Source organism: Jatrophihabitans sp., from assembly GCA_036389035.1.
Classification (GTDB): Bacteria; Actinomycetota; Actinomycetes; order Mycobacteriales; family Jatrophihabitantaceae; genus Jatrophihabitans_A.
Genome location: DASVQQ010000006.1, coordinates 16,401 through 36,808 on the forward strand (window position 1 = coordinate 16,401; position 20,408 = coordinate 36,808).

17 protein-coding genes and 1 riboswitch are annotated in these 20,408 nt (G+C 68.7%); of the genes, 8 read left to right on the plus strand and 9 right to left on the minus strand.

Annotated features, from left to right (window positions below; translation table 11 throughout):
* Positions 1-71 precede the first annotated feature (71 nt).
* The 3 genes from VF557_02365 to VF557_02375 form a co-directional block, all read right to left on the minus strand.
* Positions 72-1,052 carry a DUF1702 family protein gene (locus VF557_02365; GenBank protein ID HEX8079034.1) on the minus strand — a complete coding sequence of 327 codons (981 nt, stop codon included), beginning with the start codon at positions 1,050-1,052 and terminating at the stop codon, positions 72-74.
* A gap of 20 nt (positions 1,053-1,072) precedes the next feature.
* On the minus strand, positions 1,073-1,924 hold the full coding sequence (locus VF557_02370; GenBank protein HEX8079035.1) for a helix-turn-helix transcriptional regulator: 852 nt from the start codon (positions 1,922-1,924) through the stop codon (positions 1,073-1,075).
* A 1,797-nt stretch (positions 1,925-3,721) separates the two neighbouring features.
* Positions 3,722-3,943 (minus strand): hypothetical protein, encoded by a 222-nt coding sequence (locus VF557_02375; protein HEX8079036.1) that lies wholly within the window; start codon positions 3,941-3,943, stop codon positions 3,722-3,724.
* Positions 3,944-4,096: 153 nt separating this feature from the next.
* On the opposite strand from VF557_02375, the gene VF557_02380 reads away from it, so the two are divergent.
* Positions 4,097-5,647 (plus strand): phosphatase PAP2 family protein, encoded by a 1,551-nt coding sequence (locus VF557_02380; protein ID HEX8079037.1) that lies wholly within the window; start codon positions 4,097-4,099, stop codon positions 5,645-5,647.
* A gap of 8 nt (positions 5,648-5,655) precedes the next feature.
* Here VF557_02380 and VF557_02385 read toward each other — a convergent pair whose 3' ends face one another.
* Positions 5,656-6,954 (minus strand): ATP-grasp domain-containing protein, encoded by a 1,299-nt coding sequence (locus VF557_02385; protein HEX8079038.1) that lies wholly within the window; start codon positions 6,952-6,954, stop codon positions 5,656-5,658.
* Positions 6,951-8,270, minus strand: coding sequence for an MFS transporter (locus tag VF557_02390; GenBank protein HEX8079039.1), 1,320 nt, complete (start codon positions 8,268-8,270; stop codon positions 6,951-6,953). Before VF557_02390 ends, VF557_02385 begins: the two co-directional genes overlap by 4 nt.
* 381 nt (positions 8,271-8,651) lie before the next feature.
* Here VF557_02390 and VF557_02395 point away from each other — a divergent pair, with 381 nt between their 5' ends.
* From VF557_02395 to VF557_02410, 4 genes are all read left to right on the plus strand, one after another.
* A complete protein-coding gene (locus tag VF557_02395; protein HEX8079040.1) occupies positions 8,652-9,902 on the plus strand; it encodes a cation:proton antiporter in 1,251 nt (416 codons plus the stop codon).
* A 14-nt stretch (positions 9,903-9,916) separates the two neighbouring features.
* Positions 9,917-10,660: an AfsR/SARP family transcriptional regulator gene (locus VF557_02400; GenBank protein ID HEX8079041.1), complete on the plus strand. Its 744-nt coding sequence runs from the start codon at positions 9,917-9,919 to the stop codon at positions 10,658-10,660.
* Between the two features lie 155 nt (positions 10,661-10,815).
* Complete coding sequence (locus VF557_02405) at positions 10,816-11,976, plus strand: aminotransferase class I/II-fold pyridoxal phosphate-dependent enzyme (protein ID HEX8079042.1); 1,161 nt, start codon at positions 10,816-10,818, stop codon at positions 11,974-11,976.
* A gap of 92 nt (positions 11,977-12,068) precedes the next feature.
* A complete protein-coding gene (locus VF557_02410; GenBank protein HEX8079043.1) occupies positions 12,069-12,236 on the plus strand; it encodes a hypothetical protein in 168 nt (55 codons plus the stop codon).
* 25 nt (positions 12,237-12,261) lie between these two features.
* Here VF557_02410 and VF557_02415 read toward each other — a convergent pair whose 3' ends face one another.
* Together VF557_02415 and ahcY are read right to left on the minus strand one after the other, a co-directional pair.
* Positions 12,262-13,047 carry a GAF and ANTAR domain-containing protein gene (locus VF557_02415; GenBank protein ID HEX8079044.1) on the minus strand — a complete coding sequence of 262 codons (786 nt, stop codon included), beginning with the start codon at positions 13,045-13,047 and terminating at the stop codon, positions 12,262-12,264.
* 270 nt (positions 13,048-13,317) lie between these two features.
* Positions 13,318-14,778, minus strand: a complete 1,461-nt coding sequence (ahcY, locus tag VF557_02420; protein ID HEX8079045.1) for an adenosylhomocysteinase — start codon at positions 14,776-14,778, stop codon at positions 13,318-13,320.
* Positions 14,779-14,882: 104 nt separating this feature from the next.
* Positions 14,883-14,957, minus strand: a riboswitch (S-adenosyl-L-homocysteine riboswitch).
* A gap of 191 nt (positions 14,958-15,148) precedes the next feature.
* Between ahcY and VF557_02425 the strand changes: the two genes are divergently transcribed.
* Both VF557_02425 and VF557_02430 read left to right on the plus strand, forming a co-directional pair.
* Positions 15,149-16,309, plus strand: coding sequence for an ATP-grasp domain-containing protein (locus VF557_02425; GenBank protein HEX8079046.1), 1,161 nt, complete (start codon positions 15,149-15,151; stop codon positions 16,307-16,309).
* Between the two features lie 271 nt (positions 16,310-16,580).
* Positions 16,581-16,844 (plus strand): hypothetical protein, encoded by a 264-nt coding sequence (locus VF557_02430; GenBank protein HEX8079047.1) that lies wholly within the window; start codon positions 16,581-16,583, stop codon positions 16,842-16,844.
* 40 nt (positions 16,845-16,884) lie between these two features.
* Here VF557_02430 and VF557_02435 read toward each other — a convergent pair whose 3' ends face one another.
* Positions 16,885-17,706 (minus strand): formate/nitrite transporter family protein, encoded by an 822-nt coding sequence (locus tag VF557_02435; GenBank protein HEX8079048.1) that lies wholly within the window; start codon positions 17,704-17,706, stop codon positions 16,885-16,887.
* Between the two features lie 143 nt (positions 17,707-17,849).
* On the opposite strand from VF557_02435, the gene VF557_02440 reads away from it, so the two are divergent.
* Complete coding sequence (locus VF557_02440; protein HEX8079049.1) at positions 17,850-19,007, plus strand: RtcB family protein; 1,158 nt, start codon at positions 17,850-17,852, stop codon at positions 19,005-19,007.
* 4 nt (positions 19,008-19,011) lie between these two features.
* Here the strand turns inward: VF557_02440 and VF557_02445 are convergent, their stop codons facing one another.
* The gene (locus VF557_02445) at positions 19,012-20,385 is read right to left on the minus strand and encodes an alkaline phosphatase family protein (GenBank protein HEX8079050.1); all 1,374 of its coding nucleotides are present in this window, start codon (positions 20,383-20,385) and stop codon (positions 19,012-19,014) included.
* Positions 20,386-20,408: the final 23 nt, after the last annotated feature.

A 20,408-nucleotide genomic window follows, 5' to 3' on the forward strand; every position in this document is an offset into this window, starting at 1 on the left:
GGGCAGAGCGGAGGCACGCCCTGGCCCCGGGATCTGACGGACGGCCGCTAGGGCCGGAGAGTTCCTAGTCGTCATGGAACGGCCCGGAACTCGGCAAGCCCCGACACGATGCGGCGACGCCATAGTTCGAAGGCCGGGGTCTCGGAGGCGCCGAAGTCCCCGGCAAGAGTCCGGTCGGCCAGGTCGGATGCCTGGAAGGGAGTGACGCCGCAAAGTATGTCACTGGCCAGCTCGGTGTGCGGCGTCACGAGATCCGCCTGGAATCGAGCGGCCGCCCCGAACACCGAACCCTGCTGCACATCCGGTAGGTACCGGCCGGCGCGCCGCTTGAAATCCAACAGGTCCGCTTCGTCCACACCGCCGGCATACGTCGCGGCCAAGCCGGCGCCGGCGTAGAGATCGGCACGGCGGGTCTCGTCGAACGCGTCGATCAGAGCGGTCGCCCGCTCGGGGTCGGTGCCGCCGACGAACCAGATCGCCCTTCCGATGCCCTGGTCGATCACCCGGCTCGCGTACGAGGCCGGACCGCCGACCGGCCACGGGAAGCTCGGCTCCTGATACTGCTGGCGCACATACCGATCGGTATGGAAATAGGCCTGGTGGAAACCGTACCCGTCGAGGACAAGCCAGCGCAGGACCGGATCCGTGGCGGCTGCGGAGGCCTTCGCCCAGCGGAATCGCGGCAGTCGGGCCATCGCCCAGCCCACGCCGACGTAGACCATGTACACGTGATGCTCGGCCTTGCCCTCGAGGAACCGGCTCAAGTTGCGGCCCCCGAACGGAAGGCCGTCGCGGACCGCGAAACCCATGCCGGCACCCTCGTAGGCAAAACCGCGGAACTGCCTCGGCAACTTCTCCAAGCGCTCTTCCGCCTCCGCCGGCACGCGCGCCTCGGCGGCATATGCGTACCCGGTCAGGAAGGTCTCGCCGACGGTCTCTAGCAGCTCCCGCGCGGCGGGACTCTTCACGTGGAAACCGCGGACCGAGAGGCTGGCCTCCGAGGTACTGGGCGTCAGAATTCGGCGCCTGAGCGCTCGCCATCCATTGGCCATTTTCTTCTCCTTCTACTTGCTTATGCTTTGTGCCGGCGTACCGCGAGCTCAGAGGTCGGCTGCGCGCTCAGCATTGGCTCGGGAAAGGACCGATTGTCCAGTTCAGGCAGTGCCAACAGGATCGGCACGTCGATCAGGTCCATCCCGCGCATTGGGATGCGGAGATTCAGGTTGGGGCCTGACGGCTTGACCAGGGCCTTGCCCGCGCCTACGAACAGGGGCTGGCGGGCCCAGGGACGGGGGTCCACGTCGGCCCAGCGCACCGCCACGGCGGTGGCGCGCACGTGCCATTCGCCGGCGGGCACCGCGTCTAGCCGGAACTTCCGCACCCGGTCGCCGTTTGCGGGGACGTCGATCATGTAGCAAGACGCCGGAATCCCCTCGACGATCGGGCTGCTGAAGGCGCCGACGTAGATGCGCAGCGGTGTGCTGGTCGGCGGCAGCACCACCGTGCCCTCCACAGCGGTGGTTCGCAGGTGAGGTGTCGTCTCGGGAGGTGAGAACATAGGGAAGCCGCTATGTGACAGTGACCGGAATCGGCTCGGCGACATCCCCACGCTCTTGCTGAAGCGTGTAGTGAATGTTCCCAAGCTATTGAATCCCACCATGTAGACGATGTCGGTGACGTTGAACGGGGTTTGGTGGAGAAGCTTTTTGGCTTGATACAGGCGAATTGCGGTCAAGAAGCGCGCCGGAGTTGTTCCGGTTATCGACCGGAAAACCCTGGCGAAGTAGAATTTGCTAAGTATGGCTGTATCGGCAATGTCATCCAACGACAGAGGCTCATTGTGGTGTTCCCACATCGTGGTTATCGCTCGCTCTATCGAATGCCTGCATGACTGCATGGCGTACCTCCTGATTCCTTGAAGCATCTCGTTCGTAACCGGAACTGCGAGCACTTTCCGGTAGCCGCGTTTGCGATGCCGCTCAAACGTTTGGACCGGCTAGCATCACGCTGTTCTCGAATCGACAACTGCGATCATGCGCAGTCAGAGGCAACCTCCTTTCTTCGAAGTTGCTAAATCAGGCTTCGCCCATCGGCGTCGCCGGCCGGTAGTCAGCGGCTGGAATCACTCGGCCCCGGTTGGCGCGCGGGCAGCTCGGGATGGGTTTCAGCCGGTGTCGGACCGTCAGATGTCAGCCCCTCTGTCAGTGCGCCACCGGTGGTCTGCACGGATCGACGAAGCCAGGCGAGCCAGCTCAGATGGCTGGATACCGGAAGGGGAGTTGCTCGGGTCTGACCAGCGAATCGACGGATTTTGAAGGCGAATCGCGAGATTTTGAAGGGTTGGGGACGCAGCGGCTCGGCTGACGGCGAACCGGCACGACGCGCTGGGCCGCGAGGTGCTGACCGTGTTGAACAGTGTCTAGCTCGCCGGTTGCACGCTGCGGTGGATTCCGAGGTGCTGCTCGATAGCGACGCCGCCCAGTTTAGGTGCGAGCATTATCGAGCGCCCTGGTAGCCGCGCGCGCATATCACTGATCGGCCGTGCCAGACCCGCCATCTTGCCCGGGTGTGTTCTGAAGTGACCGCGATCATAACGGGGCAGGTGCTCATCTGGGACATCCCGAGTTGATCAGCTGTCCAGTACTTTAAAAAGATTCAAAAAGACTTTAAAAATATTCGAGAGGATTTACGGCGACTGATATTCGGATGTGTGGATCCGGATGGTTTCTTCAATCTTGCGCCAGTTCTGCCGACTGACTGCAAGGCCGGGTTAGGCTGGGGGACCGGCTGTATACACGCTCGCCGAGAAGTGGGATGATCGCTACCCAGCCGTCGGGAGGTTCTAAGACAATGCCTGGGACTAGGCTGTCCCGTTTCTACTCCGTCGAGATCCCGCCGCGCCATCTGTTCCACCGGCGCGATCGAGTTTCAACGCCCGCTACACCGTGCCCAGCCAGGTCCGCAGTCATTTGCAAACAAGTTAGCCGCATGTCCGGTTTTGTGTCTGCGGCCGGATCACCGGGCCTCACCGGCACTGATCGCGCACGATGGATCATGCGATGAGTGTCGACGATTGGCCCGATTCCTCGCGTAGCGCTCGGACGAGGCGGCGAACCTGACCATCTGCCGGCCGGTTCTACGAACGGCCTGCGGCAAGGTTGGCGGCGCGGTCGCCGCATGCTGTCTGATGCGCGGGCTGAAGTGTCGTTGCTGCGTTGCTGCGTTGCTGCGTTGCTGCGTTGCGGCTTGAACGCTAACGCGCCGTATTCACACGAATTCCTAGAGTCATCCCGGCTGACCAGATCGCCGGTTGCGCGGATCGGCACAGCGGGCTGAGCAAGACGATCAGTAGCTTTGTGCTACACGGACTCAGCTCGAGGTCTCCGACTTTCAGCAAGTCCCCTTATGCGGTAAGGGTGAGGATCAGCGCCGCAGCGCACCTTGTTCTTACCGGCAATGGCGTATCCCGGCGATCTCGCCGCCTTGACGGCTGCTCCATCTTTGCGCCGATGTGAGTTCAGCGGCTGGACGGCCTTTCTCGGCGGTTCCGCTGGAACATCAACGCCGGGGATTCGGTCCGTGGGCGCCGACTCCCGCCCACCTCGGGAGCGGTTGGGCCGGCGCCCGGCTCGCGCCTCCACCGTGGTCTCCCGGATCGACTACGAGCTGCTGTGGCTGGCGTGAGCAGGCGCACGTCCTGCGCTCCCAGCCATGAGAAGGCTCAGTCGTCGCCTTCGCCGGCCGCGGCTCGGGCCTCGGCACCGCTCTCGCCGACATCACTCTCGTCGATGCCGGCTACCCGCCCGACGAACTCGGGGGTGGGGGTGGTGCCGGTGGTGCTGCCCTGATCAGGCGCGTCAGGATTTTCCACTCCGCCGGTAGCCCTGCTGCCAGCCACGTGATCATCTGCCCTGGTGTCTGGTTCGCCCTTGTCGTGTGCCATGACATCGAGTCTGTCCGAGAACGCCACTAGTTGCCACCTCCACCGCCAACCCCGGTCGACGTCCGGCAGCACGTGCGAGCTTGACCGTGGACAGCGCCCGGCTGGCAGCACACCCACCACACGTCCAGCGCTTGCTGCAACTAGGCTGGCCGGATGAACCGCCGAGCATTCTCGACCGTCAGTCGCTGGGACGTGGCGGTGAGCGCCCGGATCGGCGCCGCAAAGCTGCCCCCGGTCCTGGAGCGCGGCCTGCCGCTGCTCACCCGCGCGGCCGACAAGTCCAAACTGTGGATGGCGATCTCGGCCGCCCTGCTCGCCAGCGGCGAGACCCGCCCGCGCCGTGCGGCGGTCCGGGGGATGGGATCGATCGCGGTTGCCAGCCTGCTGGCCAACCAGGTCGGCAAGCGCGCCGTGCCACGCCGTCGTCCGCTGCTGCGCGACGTGCCCACCGCCCGGATCGCCCACCACGTGCCCACCTCCAGCTCGTTCCCGTCCGGGCACTCCGCCTCGGCGGCAGCCTTCGCGGTCGCGGTCGGGTTCGAGTTTCCCGAGCTCGCGGTGCCGATCGGGGCGTTGGCCGGCGCGGTCTGCTTCTCCCGGATCTTCACCGGCGTCCACTTCACCAGCGACGTGCTGGCCGGCGCGGCCCTGGGCGCGACCGTGGCCGGCATCGGAATCGCTGCTGTGCCGGCGCGACACCCCGAGCCGGTGCGCATCAACACCGCGCCGGCCCGCCCGCAGCCGCCCCGTCCGAACGGGCAGGGAGTGGTCATCGTGGTCAGCCTGCTGTCCGGCGGTGGCGGCAACACCGGGGTGGCCGAGGCGCTGCGGGAGTCCCTGCCCGAGGCCGAGGTCGTCGAGCTGGGCGAGACCGACGACGTCGTCGAATCGATGCGGGCGGCCGCCGCCCGTGCCGACGTGCTCGGCGTCGCCGGCGGTGACGGCACCGTCAACGCCGCGGCGCAGGCCGCCATGGACGCCGGGGTGCCGCTGCTGGTGGTGCCGGCCGGCACCTTCAACCACTTCGCCGCCGACCTGGAGCTCGACGCCGTCGAGGACGCCGTCGAGGCGCTGACTGCCGGCCGGGCTGTCAGCATCGATGTCGGCGACGCCGATGGAAGCTTGTTTCTCAACACCGCCAGCCTCGGCAGCTATCCCGAGTTCGTGAAGGTCCGCGAGCGCTGGGAGCAGCGGCTCGGCAAGCCGGTGGCCGCGGCGTTGGCGATCGCCAAGGTGCTGCACTCCTGCCCGCCGCTGGAAGCGGAGGTGGACGGAGTGCCGCGCCGGTTGGTGATGATCTTCATCGGCAACGGCGGCTACTCACCGCGCGGCTTCGTGCCACGCTGGCGTCGCGGGCTGGACTCCGGCCAGCTGGACGTGCGGCTGGTCGACTCGGCCCGCTCCGGAGCGCGCTGGCGCCTGCTGCTCGGCGCGCTCACCGGTGACATGTACCGCAGCTCGCGCTACATCGAGACGCGCACGCCGAGCCTCACCGTCACCACCACCGGGCTGCCCGGTTACATCGCCCGTGACGGCGAGGTGACCGACGCGCCGAGCAAGGTGACGTTCTCGGTGCGGCGCGAGGCACTCACCGTCTACCGCGGCGCCCCGGACACCACCCGCTCCGCGCGCCCGCTCGCCGGCACGGTCGCAGATCCGTACGGAGCCTCCGCCGCGGCGCCGGCCTCGATGATCGCGGAGTAGATCCTCGGCTACGCGACATCCAGGGCAGTCGCGTTCAACCGCAACCGGTCCAGGTTGGCGGTGATCGTCGTCTCGCAGGACTCGACATCTCCACCGTGGGCCATCAGGTAGGCCCAGCGTCCGACGTAACCGCGGGGCGGCAGCCGCAGCTCGACGCCGGCCGTGACCAGCGGCTGCAACACCAGCTCGGCGGCATCGTCGCCGGGGTCAGCGCCCGGCAGGACCTCGACCCCTTCCACCCGGCAGTCATAGGGCGGGTACAGGAAATGGATCGAGGCCGCGCCGGTCCGTGGGTCCGGGTCCGGCGCCGCGTCACCCACCGGCCTGCCCAGCGCGATCCGCACACCTGCCGTCAACGGGTTCTGGCCGGTCGCCAGCTTGCCCAGCATCGGGATGAAGTCCCCACCCGGGCGGCCGTTGATCTCGATCAGGACCGGCCCGGCCGAGGTCAGCCGGATCTCGGAGTGGGTGAGGCCGTCGCGCAGGCCCAGCGCGCTGTGCGCCCGCTGGAGCACCGACCTGATTTCCGCCGAGCGCATCAGCGGATCGGCGGCGTCCACGGTGTGGCCGACCTCTTCGAAGAACGGCGCGAACCCGAGGCTCTTGTGCGCGATGAACTGCGGCTCGTACCGGCCGTTGTGGCAGTAGCCGTCGATGCTGATTTCCGGGCCGTCGATGTAGGTCTCGATCAGGACGTCGCGTTCGAAGGTCGGCGTCCCGTGATACTTGGCGGCCTTGGCCGCGGCGTACCCGGTCGCCAGCTCCTGCTCGCTGTGGATCAGCACCACCCCGAGGCTGGAGCCCAGCGCGCGCGGCTTGGCGACCAGCGGGTAGCCGACCTGCGCGGCGGCCTCGGCCGCTTCGGCCAGGTCGGCCACCGGGATGCTCTGCGGTTGCGGCACGCCTGACTCGCGAAACAGCTGCCGGGAGATGGACTTGTCGCGCGCCGCGGTGGCCGCGGCCGGGTCCAGGCCGGGCAGCCCAAGGGCCTGGGCCACCCGGGCCGCCGGGACGATGGTGGGCTCGTCCACGCCCCAGACACCGAGGATGTCCACCTTCTCGCGTAGCCGCAGCGCAGCGGCCACCGAGGCCTCGGCGTCGAAGACGTCGACCTCGGTGGCGCCGGTCACCAGCGACTGCTGCCAGGTCTGGCCCGGGCTGTCGAACATCCACACCTCGCACTCGGCCAGTGCCGCCTCGAGCATGTAGCGCCGGAACGGCTCGCAGCTGCGCCCGCGCAGGCTGGCCAGGCCATGGGTCAGCAGCACGCCAGGGCGTCCGGCGGCGCTCACATCGGAGGTGCTCACAGTGTGTTTCCGTCTCCCCTTGCAGATGATTCCTGGGTGAGCCTGGACGTCTCGCGCATCGCGGCATCAAGCTCGGTGTCCTCGGCCGTGCGCGGCTGGGGCGGGGCGGCGAGGCTGACCGCGATGAGCGTGGACAGCACCACGACAAAGCCCCCCAGCAGGCTGGGCAGGGTGTACGAGCCGGTCGACTGGCGCAGCATCGCGCCGAGCTGGCTGCTCACAGCGGCCCCGATGCTGTGCACCGTCCAGATCACGCCCATGCCGACGCCGCGGACATGCCTGGGAAGGATGCGGAAGACCCACATCGTGGTGGCCACGACAGTCATCAGGTAGCTGGTGCCGAAGATCGCGCCGAAGACCAGCGCGCTGATCGCGCCGGGGTTCACCGCGATGACGAACATCGCCGACGCGCGAAGGGCGTACGCCGCGATCAGGGTGCGCTTGATCATGCCCTGGTCGCAGTAGTGCCCGGCGACCAGCGAGCCCAGGATCTCGGTCACGCCGAGGATCACCAGCGTCGCCGAGGTGATTCCGGGTGCGACGTGGTTCATCTCCAGGTCCGCGACCAGGTGCACGTCGATGAAGGCCATCGTCACGCCGCATCCGAAGAAGGCCAGCGCCAGCAGGACGAAGGCCGGCCGGCGCATGACCTCGCCGAACCGCTTGAGCAGCGGGGCGTCACTCAGCGCGCTGTCGGCGTCAGGCGCCTGCTGGTCGGTCGTGAAGCGGCGAAGTGACCAGGCGATGGGCGCCAGCACGACCCAGAACACCAGCCCGACCGTGAACAGCACGGCGCGCCAGCCCACCACCGACTGCAGAGCGACCCAGAGCGGGACCAGGACGATGAAGCCGATCGCCGGGCCGTTGGTCAGCGTCGCGTAGCTCAGGCCCTCGCCCCGGCCCTCGAACAGCTGGTCGACCAGAACGGCCAGCGGGATGAAGGACAGCAGGGTGAAGGCGAAAGCGCCCAACAGCCCGTAGGCCAGCACGAACACCGCGATGTTCGGCGCCACCGCGCAGCTGAGGAACGCCGCGCCGGCCAGCACCGCACCGGAGGTGAGAGTGACCGCTCCGCCGAACCGGTCAGCGAAGTATCCGACGAGGGGGCTGGCCACGCCGATCATCAGCGCGAAGATCGTGGTGGACCAGGCGAAGCCGCCCAGTCCGACGTCGAGGTCGCGCGCCATCTGGACGATGTTGACCTGCACCGTGCTCTTGAGCGCCGAACCAGCCAGCGACAGCAGCAGCGCCATGGCGGTGGCAAGGATCAGCACCGAACGGCGGCCCGGCACCCGAGCCTGCTCGCTGAGACTCATGGGTGCTTCAGCCCTGCGATCGCGGTGGCGGCCAGGCGCATTCGCTCGGGATCCTGTCTGAAGGGCGTCATCCCGACCTGGCGGCGACCGGGACGGCTGGGCTCGACGTCGAAGCCTTGGAAGCATAAGGGGCGACCGGTTCGCCAGCCAGGGCCGGGCGTGCCACGCTCGCTGGAGTCGGGGTGTGGATTTCTGTCCCTCACTGGGGTGACTAGTCCTGTCAGTAGTGGGGTGGTTGGTTCAACGGGCTTCGTAATGTGTTCCCAGACGGTCTCGTGACATAGGCGAGGTGTGACCAGGCTCGGCGGGATTGCGGGTTACGCCCCGAAGTGCGGCTCGGGCCAGGTCCAGGCACGCCGAGGCGATGAAGGAGTTTGGCCCGTGCAGGCCCATCAGGTCGAAGAGCTCTTTCTAGGTTTGGCCGTGATCCTGGTGCTGGCCAAGGTGCTGGGCATGCTGGCCAGCCGGATCGGGCAACCGCCGGTCATCGGCGAGATCGTCGCCGGGATCGCCATCGGCCCGACGCTGTTCCACGGTCAGATCGCCGCGACGCTGTTCCCCACCGAGATCCGGCCGCTGCTGGCCTCGCTGGCCAACGTCGGCCTCGCGCTGTTCATGTTCATCGTGGGCTGCGAGCTGGAGCACGCGATCGTCGCCGAGCGCAAGCGGGTTCCGATCAGCGTGTCGCTCGGCTCCACGGTGCTGCCGTTCGCGATGGGCTCGGCACTGGCGCTGTACCTGTTCTCCTCCCACGGCGGGCAGAACAACAAGCTCGGCTTCGTGCTCTTCTTCGGAGCGTCCATGTCGGTGACCGCGTTTCCGGTGCTGGCCCGGATCCTGTCCGATCGGGGGATGAACCGCACTCAGGTGGGGGCCGTGGCGCTGGCCAGCGCCGCGGTCAGCGACGTGCTCGCCTGGTCACTGCTGGCGGTCGCGGTCACCGTCAGCGGCGGCACCGGCCAGTGGAAGACCCTGCTGCTGCCGCCCTTCGTGGCGTTGCTGTTCCTGGTGGTCCGCCCGCTGCTCGCCCGGTTGTCGGCGGCACATCTGGAGCGGGGGAAGGCGGCGTCGGAGCTCCTGGTGCCCGTCGTGGTGGGCCTGTTCCTGTGCTCCTGGGCAACGGAGTGGATGGGCGTGCACTTCATCTTCGGGGCGTTCCTGTTCGGCGCGATCATGCCCCGCGACGGCATCGACGGAGTGCGCCAGCAGATCACCACCCGGCTGGAACCGGCCACGACGGTGGTGCTGCTGCCGATCTTCTTCGTCGTCGCCGGCTTCAAGGTCGACCTGTCGGATCTGGGTTCCTCCGCTTGGGGACAGCTCGCGTTGATCATGTTCGTCGCGGTCACCGGGAAGATGGCCGGCGCCTACTTCGGCGCGCGGCTGCAAGGCGTGCCGAACCGGGAGGCCGGGGTGCTGGCCACCCTGATGAACACCCGGGGGCTCACCGAGCTGGTGATCCTCAGCGTCGGCCTACAGCTGGGCTTCCTGGACGAACAGCTGTACTCGCTGATGGTGGTGATGGCGGTGGTGACCACCATGATGGCGGGCCCGCTGCTGAGCGCGCTGTACCCGCGGGAGCAGGTCGAGCGGGACGCCGCCGAACTCGCGGCCGCGTCCAGCCCCAGCTGAGCCGGCCTGCGGCGATGGTGTTCCAACTGCTCGGCCCGGTACAGCTCGACGGCCGCCCGCCACGCTCGCCGACGTTGCGGGCGCTGCTGGCGTTGCTGCTGCTCGACGCCGGGCAGGTGGTGTCCTACCAGCAGCTGATCGACGGGCTGTGGGACGAGCCGCCGCCCTCAGCCCGGCAGAACCTGCGCTCCTACGCCACCGAACTCCGCCGGTTGCTGGCGCCGGCGCACGAGCTGATCACCTACCGGAGCGGCGGGTACCTGCTCGAGATCGGGCCGGATGAGCTGGACGTCGAGGTGTTCGCCAACCTGGTGCGCCAGGCCCGGACGGACCAGGCCCAGGGTCAGGCGCGAGTCGCCGCGGCGGAACTGGGCCGGGCCCTGGAGCTGTGGGCCGGGCCGGCCGGAGTCGACGCCCGGGGCTCGGCGAATCTGCGGATGCGGTTCCAGGCACTGGACGAGCAGCGGTGGGCGGCCCGGGAGGCCCACATCGAGATGCGGATGCAGCTGGGGGAGTGCCACACCGTGCTGGCCGACCTGCACGAGCTGACCGCCCGGCAGCCGCTGCGCGAGCGGGGCTGGAGCCTGTTGATGCGGGCCTGCTACCTCAGCGGTGACGCCAGCACGGCGCTGGGCGCCTACCAGCGGTTGCGCGGCACCCTGCGCGACCAGTTGGGCGTCGGTCCCTCGGAGAACCTGCAAAGGTTGCATATCGCGGTGCTGCGTGATGATTATCCGGTGATCGCGATGGGTCGCTGACTACCGGTTGGCACGAGCGGCGCGCATGTGCGCAGAATAGGCACTTCGTAGGTGCGAGGCGTCCCACGAGGGCCAGTTGTCTCCACCGATCCTCTTGGGGGTTATCTGCTTGACTCAGCTACTCGTCGACGACCGGCTGGACTCAAGGAGCATCGATGGTTCGCATCGCTAACCCGCCCGCCGGCGCCGTTCCGGTGGAGTCGGTGTTCGTCCGGATCCCGGCAGCCGCTGCCAGGCACGGCGCGGTCAACCTCGCGCAGGGCGTCTTCGACCACGGGCCGCCGGCCGAGGTGCTGGCCGCGCTGGCCGCGGTGGGCGAGGGCGCCGAGCACCAGTACGCGCCCAGCGCCGGGCACCCGCTGCTGCGGGCGGCGCTGGCCCGCCGGTACGGCCCGCTCGACCCGGACACCGAGATCACGGTGTGCGCCGGGGCGACCGAGGCGTATTACTGCGCGGTGGCGGCGCTGATCAACCCGGGTGACGAGGCGATCGTGGTCGAGCCGGCCTACGAGCAGTACGCCCCGGTGATCACCAAGTTCGGCGGGGTGGTCCGGGCGATCCGGCTGCCCGGCCTGGACTCCCGGCTGGACGCCGCCGCGCTGGCGGCGGTGACCACCCCGGCCACCAAGATGATCGTCGTCAACAGCCCGTGGAACCCGTTCGGGCGCTCCCTGGACGCCGACGAGTGGCAGGCGGTGGCCGACCTGGCCAACACCCGGGGGATCGTGGTGATCTCGGATGAGACCTACGAGCACCTCAACCTGGACTCCGGGGCGCATCGCAGCATCCTGGACCTGGTGCCGGACCCCGAGCTGCGGGTCAAGGTCTCCTCGGCGTCGAAGACCCTGGCCGTGACCGGCTGGCGGGTCGGCTGGGCGGTCTCCGGCCCGGGCCTGACCCGCCGGATCCGGGCCGCGCACCAGTTCGTCACGTTCTGCCCGCCGACCCCGCTGCAGCTGGCGGTCGCCCGGGTGCTGGACAGCCCCGACTTCGAGAACCTGATCGCCGGCACGGTGGCGGGCATGTCGCGGCGGGTGGGGTCCTTCGTCGACACGCTCACCGAGTTGGGCATCCCGGCGGCCATGCCCGGCAGCGGGTTCTACGTCCTGGCCGATGTCGGCGAGGACGCCACCGGCTGGTGCGAGCGGATGCTGGTGGACCAAGGGGTGGCCGGGCTGCCGCTGTCGGTCTTCTACTCCGAACCGGTGCCCGAGGCCGCCACCGTGGTCCGCTTCGCCCTGTGCAAGCAGGCCGGCACGCTGGCCGAGGCCAGCCGCCGGCTGCGCGCCCGGCTCAACCCCGGGGCCGCGTCCTGAGCCGACCCGATCGGGCACCGCGCCAATCCGTCAACGAGCGGGCGCCGAATTCCCGATGACCCGCCGTCCGAGGCGGGACCGGGGAGCTGACTATGAGAGCCATCGCACGATCACGACGGCGGGCGGCCGCCTTCGCGGTGTCTGCCCTGGTCGCCGTCATCGGCGGTCTGGGCGTCGCCGAAGCCACCACGGCCACCCCGAGCAACGCCCCGAGCCAGCAGGTCGAGCAGCACGATGACCACGCAGGCCACGTGCAGTGAGCGCGACGCCCTCACGCCACGAGCTTCAGGCCTGAACCTGCTCCGCGTCCAACTCGCCCTTGACCATGGCGTCGGCGATGTCATCGAGCATCGCGTCGTGGCTGTAGGCGTAGCCGCGCAGCACCGCCAGGGCATCGGGGGCGGTGGAGTCCAACCGGGTCATCAGCATTCCCATCGCGACCCAGACGTTGGTGCGGTTGCGGGCCGCTCCACTCTGCAGCCACACCGGCTCCGGCTCGTCGGAGAAGGCCCCGGCTGAGCCGGTGATGGCCTGGGCGATCGTCAACGCGTCGATGATCTGGTCGCAGACCGAGACGGCGTCGGTGAGGCTGATGGCAGCGAGGTCATCCGGGTCGGTGACGAACAGGTCCAGCGCCCCGACCGTCTCGGGGCTCAGCCGCAGGGGCAGGCACATCGCCCCCCGGTAAGGGGTCTGCTCGAAGAACTCGGCGGCGAACAGCGGCCACTGCTCCCGGATGTCGGCCTCACCGGCGATCACGATCCTGCTGGTGCGAGCCGCGTCCAGGCAAGGGCCTTCGCCCTGGGTGAACTGCAACCGCTCGGCGCGGCTGGCCACCTCGTCACTCGCCCCCACCGGAACCCTGAAGTCGTGATTGAGCAGACTCAATCCCGCGCCGGTCACCGGCAACACCTGCACGCAGGCCTTGGCCAACCTGACCGGCAGCAGTTCCGGAATCGCCGTGGCCTGATCGCGGCTGCCGGCCCAGGCGGCCCGGAAACTGCGGGCCACCTCTGACTGGGCGGTGAAAGCGGGCCGGTCGTGGCCGCCGGAGTGTTCGGACCTAGTCATGAGACCTGATTTCCGTACCTGCGGCGGGGATTGGCTGCTCAAACCTTTGCCGGCTCAGTGTCTACATTAGCGAAATCCCGCTTGAGCGGGTGAGCCAGGGCGGCCAGCACCGAGGCGCCGTCGCCTCGCAGGCGTCCGGACACGTGATAACCGGCCCGCGCGCACAAGACAACCGGCCCGCAGTCGCCAGTGGCGACCGCGGGCCGGGTGCTGTTCCGGTACTACGCGCGGCTCAGCCGACGCCGAGCGGCGGCTTGAGCGGCGGGTGGGTCAGTAGCGGTAGTGATCGGACTTGAACGGGCCTTCCACATCGACGCCCAGGTACTCGGCCTGCTCCTTGGTCAGCACGGTCAGCTGCGCGCCGACCGCTTCGAGGTGCAGCCGGGCCACCTTCTCGTCCAGGTGCTTGGGCAGCACGTAGACCTGCTTGTCGTACTCGCCCTGCTTGGTGTAGAGCTCGATCTGGGCCATGGTCTGGTTGGTGAACGAGTTCGACATCACGAAGCTCGGGTGACCGGTGGCGTTGCCGAGGTTGAGCAGCCGGCCCTCGGACAGCACGATGATGGCGTGGCCGTCCGGGAAGGTCCACTCGTGCACCTGCGGCTTGACCTCGACCTTCTTGATCCCCGAGACCCGTCCCAGGCCGGCCATGTCGATCTCGGTGTCGAAGTGTCCGACGTTGCCCACGATGGCGTTGTGCTTCATCTTGGCCATGTGATCGACCATGATGATGTCCCGGCCACCGGTGGTGGTGATGAAGATGTCGGCCTCGGACACCACGTCCTCGACCCGGACGACCTGCAGGCCGTCCATGGCCGCCTGCAGCGCGCAGATCGGGTCGATCTCGGTGACCACGACGCGCGCGCCCTGGCCCCGCAGTGACTCGACCGCGCCCTTGCCCACGTCGCCGTAGCCGCAGATGACGGCAAGCTTGCCGGCCAGCATGACGTCGGTCGCGCGGTTGATGCCGTCGACCAGGGAGTGCCGGATGCCGTACTTGTTGTCGAACTTCGACTTGGTGACCGAGTCGTTGACGTTGATGGCCGGGAACAGCAGTTGGCCATCGGTAGCGAGCTTGTACAGCCGCTTGACGCCGTTGGTGGTCTCTTCGGTGACGCCCTTGATGTCGGCGGCGATCCGGGTGAACCGCTGCTTGTCGCGAGCCAGGCTGTCGGTCAGCGTCTTCAGGATCTGCTGCAGTTCCTCATGATCATCCTCGGAGGGCTGCGGCACCGCGCCGGCTGCCTCGTACTCGACGCCCTTGTGCACCAGCAGGGTGGCGTCGCCGCCGTCGTCGACCATCATGTTCGGGCCGCGGCCGTCGCCGAAGTCGAACAGCTGGTCGGTGCACCACCAGTACTCGGCCAGCGTCTCGCCCTTCCAGGCGAACACCGGGGTGCCGCTGGGCTGCTCAGGAGTGCCGTTCGGGCCGACCACCACCGCGGCGGCGGCCTCGTCCTGGGTGGAGAAGATGTTGCAGGACACCCAGCGGACCTCGGCGCCGAGCGCCACCAGGGTCTCGATGAGCACCGCGGTCTGGATGGTCATGTGCAGCGAACCCGCGACCCGGGCGCCGCGCAGCGGCTGGGCGTCGGCGTACTCGCGACGGATCGCCATCAGGCCGGGCATCTCGTGTTCGGCCAGTCGCATCTGGTGCCGGCCGTACTCCGCGAGCGAGATGTCGGCGATCGCGAAGTCGATTCCGTTTACATTCTGCAGTCTTGTGCTCATGATTCCTTCCGAGTGACGAGTGATGACCGAAGGGGTCCCATGCCAGTGGGACAGCCCGAGCGGCCGGTTACGTGTGGAGGAGGACGTAACAAAGGGCACCTCCTCAAGGGGAGGCGCCCTTCACGTGATCACGGATCGAGCGTGGCGGATGAGCATCCGTCGCAGCGCCTCTCGACCTGGACCGCGCCAGCATTCGGCGCCCGACCAGTTTAACACGGGAGCCCGGGCCGACCCAGTCTCGGAACCTGCTGACATTCCAGGCGCCCGGCTCGCGGGACTCGACGAGCCGGGGCGGCCGCTAGGGTGGCTCAGCGACGCGCGCCTGACCAGAGCACACCGGCACCGCGCGCGGTGGAAACGCGAGGTGCGCGTGCGCGCGTTGGTGGTCGAGCAGGGATTCAGCCGGGGAGCGCTGGCGGCCGTCCGGGCGCTGGCGCAGGCCGGCTGGCAGGTCGGCGTGGGCGCGCCGGACGGCCGGGGCCTGGCGTCCTCGTCGCGAGCGTGCGCACGCCGGCACCCGGTGCCTGCCGCACACCAGGACCAACCGGCGTTCCTGGCGGCAGTGGCGCGAGCGGTGCGCGAGGGCGGTTACGAGGTGGTCTTCGGCGCCGGCGAGGCCGAGGTGCTGACGCTGTCCGAGCACCGGGACGCGGTCGCGGCGGTGGTGCCGCACGCCGGCCACCAGGTCGTGCTGGACGCGCTCGACAAGGCCCGGCTGGCCGAGGCGGCGGTGGCTGCCGGATTCCGGGTGCCGGAGTCCCTGACGCCCGCCGCGCTGTCGGATGAGACCCTGCCGGTCGTGGTGAAGGCCCGCATGCATGCCCGACCCGGGCAGGCCGGGGCGCCGCCGCGCATCGACACCAACGTGGTTCTCGGCGCCACCGCCACTCGCCGCCGGGTCAGCCAGATCGCCGGCCTCGGCGGCCAGGCCGAGGTGCAGGAGTTCCTGGAGGGCCACCTGATGGCCTACGCCGCCGTGACCGGCGCCGGCGGCCGGCAGGTTCTCGCCCAGTCGATGCAGGTCGCCTCGCGGGTCTGGCCGCCCGGCGCCGGCGCAAGCTGCCGCGCGGTCAGCGTGCCGGTGGACCCTGAGCTGTCCGGGCGCGCCGCTGCCCTGCTGGCCGCCCTGGGCTGGTTCGGCCTGGCCGAGTTGCAGTTCATCGTGCCGGTCGACGGCATTCCCCGGCTGATCGATCTCAACGGCCGGTTCTACGGCTCGCTGGCCCTGGCGGTGCGGGCCGGGGCGAACCTTCCGGCGGTCTGGGCGGCGCTGGCCACCGGCCGGGACGTCGAGCCGGTGACCGCCGCGAGCGGGGTGCGCTACTCCTGGTGGGAGGGCGACCTGCGCCGGGCGCTGGTCGAGCGGCGCGGCGGGCTGATCCGCGACCTGTCCGGCGTGCTCCGCGCCGGGGTCGGCGCCGTGCACAGCGTCGGCCGGTGGCGCGACCCGGCGCCTGCCCTGACCCAGGCTCAACGGCTGTTCGCCGAGCACCGCGCGTACCGCCGGGACTCACCGGAGGCATCGCCGTGATCGGCTCGCTCAACGCCGCAATCAGGAATAGTCCGTCCGGAAAGATGGTTGATATCAGTGTCCGGCCGGGTGGAGAATCCCCGGGCCCCACCAACTGAACGCCGCTACGGACGATCGTCGACGCTGAAGCCGTAGCGCGCCACTCGCCGCGAGGCGATCTTGCCCGGTCGGATACCTATTCACGCCGTGCGCCCAGCCCGGCCCAACGTTTGAGACATCAGCGTTTCGGACATCAGCGTTTCGGACATCAGCGTTTCGGACAAGGAGCGTCATGCGAGGCGACAGCGTCGAGATCGTCATTGATGCCGGCGAGAGCAGCCGGACCTACACCATCACCGCCACCCGCGCGGGCCGCCGGGTCGAGGTCAGCCACGGCCGCGGCCTGGTCGAGGTCACCGAGGTGACCCGGGGCGGCACCCCGGTGCGGACCGCGCGGTTCATGAGCGGCCGGGTGATCGCCGTCGTGGAGCACCCGGCAGCCGACGCCGCGCTGGCCGACGACTCGTCGGTCACCCCGCTGCACCGGCCGGCCTGATAACCGGGCCGGCCTGAGACCGGGCCGGTCTGAGACCGGGTCAGCTGTTCTGCTCGCGTTCCTCCTGCACCCGGTGCGGCACCTGCAGCAGCCGCACCGTGGTCACCAGCGCCAGGCCGCCGACCAGGTTTCCGAAACACGACCACAACAGCGCGCCGGTCCAGTGGCCCCAGTTGTAGTCGGCGCCGCCGCTGAACAGCCCGGCTGCGATCAGGATCGAGTCGAGCACCGCGTGGAACAGGTGCGCGCCGACCAGCACGAAGGACATCAGGATCGCGGGGATCGCCTTGACGCCCACGCTGTCGCTGGCGTGCTGCATCCGGGTGAGCAGCGTGATGACGGCGCCGCCCAGCACCGCCAGGAAGAACGAGCGCCACGACACCCCCAGGTGGGCGTAATGGCCGCCGGCCTCGATCGCGGTCGGTTGCAGCTCGGGAAGCGCCACCACGATCATGGCGGCCAGCATCACCCCGCCGACCAGGTTCATCACCAGCGTCGCGACCCAGAGCCGGATCAGCTGCAGGAAGGTGCCGCGGCCGGCCACCAGCGCGGTGACGGGCACCAGGAAGTTCTCGGTGAACAGCTCGCTGCGGCCCATCAGCAGGGCCACGAATCCGATCGTGAAGGCCAGCGCGGCAAGCAGTGAATTGCCGGTCTCGTGCAGGACCACCAGGTAGGCCAGCACGCCTATCCCGATGTCGATGCCGCCGAGAAGACCGGTTGTCAGCAGCGGCAACAGCGGCCGGGAGAGCCGGTTGTCGCCATCCTCGACCAGCCGGTCGAAGGCCTTCTCGACCTCTGGTTCGTCCCGGGCGCCGACGGGTGCCTTGACGTCGCTGGCCTCACCGGACGGTCGTGGCATGGGCGAACCTCCTCGCGTGGCACGTCTGTCTGACGCCGAGTCCGCTCGCCGCCGCGGCGAGCCTACCCACGCACACCACCCGGCGGGGGCGCATGCGGTGATCCTGGCAGATCCAGCCGCCCGGGCTGAGGACAATGGCGGTCATGGAGCGAATCAACGAGCGGTTGCTGAACTGGGCCTCGGTCCTGGAGGACCAGACCAGGGCCCAGGCGGTCACGACCAGTCGGATGCCCTTCATCGATCCGCACCTCGCCCTGATGCCGGACGCGCACCTGGGCAAGGGGGCCACGGTCGGTTCGGTGATTCCCACCGTAGGGGCGATCATGCCGGCGGCGGTCGGGGTCGACATCGGCTGCGGCATGTTCGCGGTGCGGACCCAGTACCACGCCGAGGAGTTGCCCGCTGACCGCGATGCGTTGCACCGGGCGATCAGCGCGGCGGTGCCGCTGTCGGCCGGCAAGTACAACACCAAGGTCAGGCCAGGCGCCGCGCCGCGGATCGCCGAGCTGGAGGAGCTGGCCGGCGCCGACCAGGCCGAGGCCGCCAGCCCCAACTGGCGGCTGCAACTGGGCAGCCTGGGTTCGGGCAATCACTTCATCGAAGTCAGCCTGGACGAGGCTGACCAGGTCTGGCTGTTCCTGCATTCGGGCTCCCGCGGGGTCGGCAACAGGTTGGCCGGCAAGCACATCGCCATCGCCCAACAGCAATGCCGGCGCCGAGGTGCGGAGTTACCCCATCCCGACCTGGCCTACCTTCTCGAGGACGAGCCGCAGTTCGACTCCTACCTGCGCGCGCTGCGCTGGGCGCAGCGATTCGCGTTCCTCAACCGTGAGGAGATGATGGACCGCGTCCTGGAAGCCTTCGCCCGCTGGCACGCACCGGCCCAGCGGCTGGAGTCGGTGAACTGCCACCACAACTACACCGAGCAGGAAACCCATTTCGGCAAGCAGGTATGGCTCTCGCGCAAGGGCGCGATCTCGGCGAAGGCCGGCCAGGCCGGGCTCATCCCGGGCAGCATGGGCTCGGCGTCCTACGTCGTGGCCGGCAAGGGCAACCGGCTCAGCCTCTGCTCCGCGCCGCACGGCGCCGGCCGGAACTACTCGCGGACGGCTGCCCGCAAGAAGTTCAGCCGGGCCGACCTGGACGAGCGGATGCGTGGCATCGCCTGGGGCCGCTCCAACGCCTTTCTCGACGAGCACCCCGACGCCTACAAGGACATCGACGTCGTGATGCGCGACGCGGCCGAGCTGGTCGAGATCCGGCACACGCTGCGCCAGATCGTCAACGTCAAGGGCGACTGATGCCTCAGCTGACCCACACGGTCGTGTAGTCGAGGAAGAACGACGTCTGCCGGCTCGAGTTCTCCCGGGCGGTGAACGTCACCAGCAGCTGGCGGCCGGCGTATTCCGACACATCGAAGCTGTGCTTGCGATAGCCGGTCGTGGCATTCAGGTTCGAGTAGGTGGCCAACGCGTCGAGTACCGAGCCGGACGGCGAGCGCAGCGTCACCCTCAGCGTGTCGTACACGGTCGAGGTGGTGCGCTGGTCGGTGTCGATGTCCAGCCAGAAGCTCAGGCGGGCCTGGCAGCCCGCGGGGATGCTGACCAGCTGGCTGAGCCTGTTGGTGTCCGCGATGCCCTGGCCGCCCAGCGTGGCCAACCAGCTGCCGGCCCAGGCCGGCTGCTCGGCGGTCTCGCGCGCCACCAGGCCGGTGTCGCCGATCCAGGGGCTGGCGGTGCCCCGCTCGAAGCCGGGGTTGACCATCAGTTGCGCCGCTGAGCAACCCGGATCGGGATCGGGACTGGTCGTCCAGACTCCGGTGATCGGAGCGGCGTTCGCGCTGGCGCCGGCGTACGGCAGGCCGTAGGCGTCCTCCAGGGTTCGCAGCACATTGTAGTGATCTATTCGCTCGGAATAGATGCCGGGCTTGACCTGGGCGCCGACGAAGACGGTCGGGATCCGGTTGCCGGAGTTGTTGTCATCCTCGTCGAAGGTCAGGATGAACAGGCTGTTGTGGGTGCGGGCCCACCTGATGTAGCCGTCGAGGTGTGACTTCAGCCAGCTGTCGCCCTCGGCGACGGTGCCGTCGTGCATGTCGTTGTCCAGGTTGGGGATCACGAACGACACCGTCGGCAACTCGTTGTAGTCGGTGGGAAAGGCGTTCAACGTCAGGTTGGACGCGGCCGGGACGTTGGTCCAGTTGACCCACGGGTTGTGCCTGCGGACGTAGGCGCCGCTGCTGCAGCCGGTGTAGCCGTTGTACGGCATGGACTCGGAATAGCCCTTGAAAGTCAGGCCCTTCGCGATCAACGCTGCGCCCAGGTTGGGAGTGCTGAAGGTGTGCGGGCAGGAGTTGTCATCGACACCCTGGAGGGAGCCGGAGAACAGGGCGAAGTAGTTCGGTTGGCTCGGGTGGGTGAGGGCGTAGGACTGGCTGAAGTTGGCGCCGGTCGCGGCGAGAGAGTTGATGTACGGGGCGGCCGGATTGCCTATCACGTCGGTGTTCGAGTGGTTCTCCATCACCACCACGACGACGTGGTCAGGACGCGGGACTCCGGCGGCAGCGGCGTCGAGAGTGGAAGAGCTGAGCGTCGAGGCGCCGGCCGGCTCGGTGGCGCCGATGAGCAGTCCCATCATCGAGGCGGCCAGCAGCAGGCGTAACGGGTGAATAGCGGGCATGATGGTGACCTCCCATAGGGGAT